The organism is Aliidongia sp. (assembly GCF_035943795.1).
GTDB lineage: Bacteria > Pseudomonadota > Alphaproteobacteria > ATCC43930 > CGMCC-115725 > Aliidongia.
This window is the reverse complement of sequence record NZ_DASZBY010000117.1, coordinates 118120-125001: the sequence shown is the minus strand read 5'-3', so window position 1 is coordinate 125001 and position 6882 is coordinate 118120. Positions and strand designations below refer to the sequence as shown.

Sequence of the window (6882 nt, the reverse complement as noted above, 5' to 3'; positions counted from 1 at the left end):
CATCAGGGCGATGTCGGCCAGTTGATCCGATCCGGACGCTCGGCCTATGACGCCATCCTGCTTGATATCGACAACGGTCCGTCCGGACTGACGCGCGCCTCCAATGACAGCCTGTACGACGCGGTTGGACTCGGTCTGGCCTACGCGGCACTCAAGCCCGGTGGTGTGCTGGCCATCTGGTCGGCTGCACCCGACCCGCATTTCACCAAGCTGTTGCACAAGGCAGGCTTTACGGTCGAGGAACTTCGGGTCCGAGCTAAGACCGGCCGCAGCGGCGCGCGCCATGTGATCTGGCTGGCCAGTGTCGAAACGGCGCCCAGGCCCGGGCCGCCATAAAAATCACGCTCCAGGCAAAGCAATGCTTAGCTGTAGCGGCTTGAGATCATCGGCGCCCCGGCGCGATTCTGATCGCGACCGGCTCGAATTGATGAGACGGTCACCGCTGGCTCGCGCACATTATCTTCGACTGAGCGCAAAAATTAAGTGAGGTAGGCGCGAGATCATCGCCACAGGCTCACAATCCGTGAGACGCTTCATAGCGGCTGGAATCGACCCAAGACGGGAAACCGGCTCGTACTTATCCTATTCCGAAAGCGGACCTTCAGAATCGGGCCTGCGACGGCTCGTTTGCGCCGATAGTCACGGTTCAGATGGCGCGCGCTCGAAGCATGAGGAATGAAGCGCTGCTAATCGCAATCCCAAAAATGAACATTATGGCAATAGATATTCCCGAATTACTCTGGTTAAATATAAAATGTTTAAGATTTCCAGCATCGATTTTGACAGGGATAGTGTCGTTCACCCGGAAGCTAGGCTGTCCGTAATTATCCATTGTAGCCCTTACGTCCTGGGACCGGACATTATAACTCACTGTTAGTCGATAATGATCATCTTGAGGGTCACTCCTGCCTTTCTCAATAATTGTTATTGAAAGCACCTGAGCATCCGTAGTTAACCATTGGCGCTGCGCGTATTCTAGGTATAATGAATAAAATCCCAAAATAATACTGAATATCCCAACCGCGAATAGTGCATAAATTCTGTATATTCTCACCTGCATCTCCTGTCTTATGAATGCGAGCCGCGTCCGATCTTAAGGTATTACAGTGATAGTCCACCAAATGGAGCTTCGAGAGGGTATTTGCTCACGGGGCTGGCATTTTCCTGGTCTCAGGCGAGGGCGAATTTTCCGTCGATGAGATCGCGGATGGCATCGAAGGCCGGCTTTCCGTTGATGCGCGCGGTTCCGGTGACGGAGCGATAGCCGGCATGGATCTGCGCGCCCCAGTCCGAGCGGAAGCCGTTGGTGACTTTGCGGAAGATAACGGAGGGCCGGATCTCGCGCTCGGATATATTATTGGTAGCCGGCACGTCCCGATCGGTCATGAAGACGAAGAACTTGGTGCGCCAAGCCTTGATTTGCTTGAGCAAGGTCTTGCCGGCCGGATGCGCCACGGGTGCCGCCATGAGGGCGTCGAGTTTATTGTCGGCCTTGGTGGCATAGGCTGACAATGTGCCGTCCTTGAGCTGACTTCGTCGCTTGCCGACGCGGATGGCCCAGCGGAGATGGTCGCGGATCCTGGGGGCGAAGACGGTATCGCCACTGTCGATGGCGTATTGAACGTCGCGCAAGACGTGGGCGAGGCAGACCTGATGGCGGCTGCCCAGCTCTTGCTGCCCGGCATATCGGTCCGAGACCCAGACATCGGGCCGGTGCCCGGCGAGCACATCCTCGGCCACGCTCTTGGCCCGGCGCGGCGCGATCTTGTGCAGGACGGCCTTGTCGCTGATGAACACCCATTGCCACTGGGTCACGCCGTCAACCCGAGTGGTCGTTTCGTCCGACGCGATGATCCGGGCCGTGACCAGCTTCCGCTTGATCGCCTCGCTCGCCGTGGCCAAGCCCGCGCCCGCCCGGCGGAACGCGTTGGCGATGGCGCCTTCGCTGATCGTCAGGCCGAACAGCTCGCGCGCCATGCGCGACAGCCGCTCGAAGCCGACATGGTGGCTGTGATGCAGGTACATCAACAGCGAGCGGATCCCCGGACCGAACGGCGATCCTGGCGCTATGGTCTCGGGCGCCTGGGCCTTGTATCGGTGCCCACACCCGCCACAGCGGCCGCCGAACAGCTCGACCCGTGTCACGACCGGACGAATGATCGGAAGCTCGATGTGGTCATAGCGTTGGCGACAGCGCTGGCGCGTGCCCGAGACATCCATGCCGCAATGGCCGCATTCACTCGCCATGCGGCGTTCGGTCTTGTCGGGCGTCTCAGTCAGCGGGCGCGACTTGCCTGGTCTCGAAGCACGCTTCCTGCGCGGACGCTTGGGCCGATCACCCCGGCCAGGACCATCCTTCGACGGCGGAAGATGCGAGTTCGACGAGGTCTTGCGGGGCTTGCCAATCGCCGCTTCAAGCTCCGTGATCCGTGCCGCCGGACGCTCGATCAACGACGCCTGCTCAAGCAACAGCGCGTCCTTCTCGGCTTCACTCAGGCGAATGCGCGGCGGGAGAACCATCCCGCCTTTGACTCATATCCAGAGTCTCGCCGCAACATCTTTCGCCAACCCGGTGAGCAAATACTCGAGAGGGGCCAAGCCATCGGATGAATGTCTGCTTTTGCGCTCCCTGTCCGAAAGCAGCCCATCCGGAGTCCTGAAGAGTTTCGGGCGCCGCGAGGCGTACGAAAGTCGTGGAGGAACGAACCCGCGGGGGCGCAGGCACTGGTCTATGGGGAATTTGATTTTCAGCCGATCGCGGGGATGGCTTGGTGGGCGTCGCGGGGTGTCTTTGGAACGGCTTCGCTGCGGGAATGGCGGGCGGCGCGCCAGTTTCCGGTGTTGAACTGACGGTCGAGGGAGACCTTCAGAAATTACGGTGACAGTCCACTAAATGAAATTACGGTGACAGTCCAGTAAATGGAGCTTCGAGCCGCGTTCTTCTGTCACTGATAGTCAGTTAACTAAAATGTCACCGAATTAGATGACCACAGAATTAGATGACGCGAAGGTGTGACGTGCGGAGTCGTCTGCCGAATGTCCGCTAATCCCCGCTGCCGTTCGACAGCGGTCAGACCGCAGTCCACCCAAAGCCGTCCCATCCATGTTTGAAATCCCCGGCCCACCCTAAATCCCGAGATCCAACTGCTCGACCGGCGCAACCTCCGCCGCGTCGAAGCTCGACAATGTCACGCCCAGCAGACGGATGCCCTTCGCCGGCGGGAAGACGGTGCGCACCAGGTCGATGCTGACCGATCTGAGGACCTCCTGCGACGTGACCGGCGTGCCCAAGGTGCGGCTGCGCGTCGCCTGCTGGAAGTCGGCGTATTTGATCTTCACCGTCACGGTCCGGCCGAACGCCTGGGCCTTTTCGCACCAGGCCCAGACCTCGTCGGCCATCGCGATCACGCCTTCTTCGATCTCGGCCGGTTCGGTCAGGTCGTTCCGGAAGGTGGTCTCCGAGCCCGAGGATTTGCGCGGCCGGTCCGATACGACCGGCCGATGGTCCTCGCCCTGGGCGATCGCGTGGTACCAGGGGCCGGACTTGCCGAAATGGCCCTGGAGGAAGGCCAGCGACTGCTGGCGCAGGTCGGCGCCGGTGAAGATGCCGAGCCGGTTCATCTTCTCGGCCGTCACCGGGCCGACGCCGTGGAATTTCCGGACCGGCAGGGCTTCGATGAAGGCGGCGCCGGCGCTGGGCGGCACCACGAACTGGCCGTTCGGCTTGCGCTGGTCGGACGCCAGCTTGGCCAGGAACTTGTTGTAGGAAATGCCGGCCGATGCGGTCAGCCCCGTCACCTCCAGGATGCGCGCCCGGATCTCCATGGCCGTGGCCGAGGCGGTCGGGATGCCCTTCCGGTTCGCGGTCACATCCAGGTAGGCCTCGTCCAGCGACAGGGGCTCGATCAGGTCGGTATAGTCGGCGAAGATCTCGCGGATCTGGCGCGACACGGCGCGATAGACCTCGAAGCGCGGCGGCACGAACACCAGTTCCGGGCATTTCCTGAGCGCCGTGGTCGACGGCATGGCGGAATGCACGCCAAACACCCGTGCCTCGTAGCTGGCCGCCGCGACCACGCCGCGCTTGGCGCCATAGCCCACGGCCACGGGCCGGCCGCGCAGCGCCGGATCGTCGCGCTGCTCGACCGACGCGTAGAACGCGTCCATGTCGACATGGATGATTTTTCGGGTCTCGACCTCGGCCATGGCCCGACCAGTATAACCTCAGGAACAAACCATAAACAATGAGAACGCCTGGACGCGGTGCCACGGTCAACAGCCTGATCGCCGGGCGGAGGTCGACCGGGCGGAAGCGGGCCTGCGCGCGCCGGAACAACGGCGAGGAGGATTTCCCGGGGCTGGGCTGACGCCAGGGCCGGAGCCATGAAATCACCTCTCGGGAGGTCGAACGGCCGCGCAGGGATCTTTTCTCGTACGAGGCGTTGACGCCAAACGAAGCCCCTCTAAATCGACGTTCCTTTTTCAATCGGGCCTGCTCAGGCGACCACCTGTTCCCGACAACGGAGAGAAGCGGTTGATGACCCAGTTGAACGAGTTCGCTCATTCCTTCGTGGCTCATGCATTGCCCAAGACGCCGACCGGGATCGATGGCTTCGACGACCTGACCCTGGGCGGCCTGCCCAGCGGGCGCCCTTCGCTGTTCTGTGGCGCGGCCGGCTGCGGCAAGACCCTGTTCGCGATGACATTCCTGGTGAACGGCGCCGTCCGGTTCGGCGAGCACGGCGTGTTCATGAGTTTCGAAGAGCGCGCGCCCGACCTGGCGGCCAACGTGGTGTCCCTCGGCTACGACGTCGAACGGCTCGTCGCCGAAAAGAAGCTGATCATCGATCACGTCCATATCGAACGGGCGGAGATCGAGGAGATCGGCGAGTACGACCTCGAAGGCCTGTTCGTCCGGCTGGGCCATGCGATCGATACGGTCGGCGCGAAGCGCGTCGTGCTCGACACGATCGAGGCGCTGTTCTCCGGCTTCGCGGACACCACGATCCTGCGCGCCGAGCTGCGCCGTCTGTTCGCCTGGCTGAAGGATCGGGGCGTGACGGCGATCATCACCGGCGAACGCGGCGATGGCCAGCTGACCCGCTACGGCATCGAGGAATATGTCTCGGACTGCGTCATCCTGCTCGACAACCGGGTGCAGGAGCAGGTCTCGACGCGGCGCCTGCGCGTCGTGAAATACCGCGGATCGGCACATGGCACCAACGAGTACCCATTCCTGATCGACGACGAGGGCGTCAGCGTCCTGCCGATCACGTCGGCCGGCCTCAGCCACGCGGTCTCGCCGGAGCCGGTGCCGACCGGTGTGGCGGGCTTGGACCAGATGCTCGGGCTGGGTGGCTATTACCGGGGTTCGAGCGTCCTGATTTCCGGCTTGGCCGGAACCGGCAAATCGACGTTCGGCGCCTCCTTCGCGGATGCCGCCTGCGAACGCGGCGAGCGGTGCCTGTATTTCGCGTTCGAGGAATCGCCGGACCAGGTGATGCGCAACATGCTGTCGGTCGGGATCGACCTGAAGCGCCACGTCGCGGCCGGCATGCTTCGGTTCGAGGCCGCTCGGCCGAGCCTCTACGGCTTCGAGATGCACCTGGCACGCATGAACCGCGACATCGAGCGGTTCGAGCCGTCGATCCTGGTCGTTGATCCGATCTCGGCGTTTCGCGGGCCGTCGGCCGAGATCCATGCGACGCTGATCCGGCTGGCCGACATCTGCAAGACCAAGGGCATCACCACGCTGTTCACCAGCCTGTCCGGATCCAAGGAGATGATGACCGAGAGCGAGCGTAGCGTCTCGTCGCTCATGGATACCTGGGTCTCGCTGACCGACGTCGAGGCCAATGGCGAGCGCAACCGGGTGCTCTATCTGCTGAAATCGCGCGGCATGAACCACTCGAACCAGCTTCGGGAGTTCAGGCTGACGAATGACGGCGTCATCCTCATCGATGCCTATATCGGCCCGGAAGGCGTGATGACCGGTTCCGCCCGGCTGGCCCAGGAAGCCCGGGAACGGGATGCGGGAGTCGCCCGGCAACAGGAAACCGAACGGCTGCGCCGCGAGCTGGCTCGCAAGCGGGCCGCGACCGAGCGACAGATCGCGGAGCTGCGCGCCGCCATCGAGGTCGAGGAAGCGGAGATCGCCATGCTCATCGAGCAGGAGGAAAATCGCGAGACCGTCCTTGGGGCCGACCGAGAGGCGATCGCGACCAAACGCGGAGCGATCCGATGATGGACGAGAACGACCAGCCCGAGGTCGATTTCACGGAAGACCCGACGCTGGAACATAACCTCCGGCTCTACGTCGCGGGCCAGACGCCGAAGTCGCTCGGCGCGATCGCAAACCTCAAACGGATTTGCGAGGAGCATCTGGCGGGACGCTATACCATCGAGGTCGTCGACCTGCTGGTGACCCCGCAACTGGCCGCCGGAGACCAGATCGTGGCCCTGCCGACCTTGGTCCGACGCCTGCCTCCGCCGCTGAAGCGCATCATCGGCAACCTGGCGGACGCCGAACGGGTTCTGGTAGGCCTCGATATCAAGCCCAAAGCCACGGTGACGAAATGACCGCCGAGCCTCCCGAGGAAACGTCGAAAATCTACAAGCTACGGCTTTTTGTCACCGGTTCCACGCCGCGATCGACGCGCGCCATCGAGAACATGCGCCGCATCTGCGAGGAAAATCTGAAAGGGCAATATGACCTCGAGGTCGTCGACGTGTACCAGAACCCCGATGCCACCCGCGAATTGCAGATCGTCGCGACGCCGACCCTGGTGAAGATCCTGCCGGAACCGCTTCGCCGCATCATCGGCGACCTGTCCGACCAGGAGCGCGTGCTGGCCGGTCTGGACCTGCAACCGCTGGCGTAGG

The 6882-nt window shown here is 62.6% G+C and carries 5 protein-coding genes and 1 pseudogene; 4 read left to right on the top strand and 2 right to left on the bottom strand.

The window, feature by feature from the left end:
• Positions 1 to 336 (top strand): annotated as a pseudogene (locus VGV37_RS23550) (hypothetical protein); the annotation flags it as partial.
• Positions 337 to 1170: 834 nt separating this feature from the next.
• Here VGV37_RS23550 and tnpC read toward each other — a convergent pair.
• Both tnpC and dinB read right to left on the bottom strand, forming a co-directional pair.
• The gene (gene tnpC / locus VGV37_RS23545) at positions 1171 to 2520 is read right to left on the bottom strand and encodes an IS66 family transposase (RefSeq protein ID WP_326882222.1); all 1350 of its coding nucleotides are present in this window, start codon (positions 2518 to 2520) and stop codon (positions 1171 to 1173) included.
• 606 nt (positions 2521 to 3126) lie between these two features.
• Positions 3127 to 4206 (bottom strand): DNA polymerase IV, encoded by a 1080-nt coding sequence (gene dinB / locus VGV37_RS23540; RefSeq protein ID WP_326882221.1) that lies wholly within the window; start codon positions 4204 to 4206, stop codon positions 3127 to 3129.
• Positions 4207 to 4537: 331 nt separating this feature from the next.
• On the opposite strand from dinB, the gene kaiC reads away from it, so the two are divergent.
• The 3 genes from kaiC to VGV37_RS23525 are packed head-to-tail and all read left to right on the top strand — an operon-like array spanning position 4538 to position 6881.
• Positions 4538 to 6244, top strand: a complete 1707-nt coding sequence (kaiC, locus tag VGV37_RS23535) for a circadian clock protein KaiC (RefSeq protein ID WP_326882220.1) — start codon at positions 4538 to 4540, stop codon at positions 6242 to 6244.
• Positions 6241 to 6579 (top strand): circadian clock KaiB family protein, encoded by a 339-nt coding sequence (locus tag VGV37_RS23530; protein ID WP_326882219.1) that lies wholly within the window; start codon positions 6241 to 6243, stop codon positions 6577 to 6579. The genes kaiC and VGV37_RS23530 overlap by 4 nt, the downstream gene beginning before the upstream one ends.
• Complete coding sequence (locus VGV37_RS23525; RefSeq protein WP_326882218.1) at positions 6576 to 6881, top strand: circadian clock KaiB family protein; 306 nt, start codon at positions 6576 to 6578, stop codon at positions 6879 to 6881. Before VGV37_RS23530 ends, VGV37_RS23525 begins: the two co-directional genes overlap by 4 nt.
• Position 6882 lies beyond the last annotated feature (1 nt).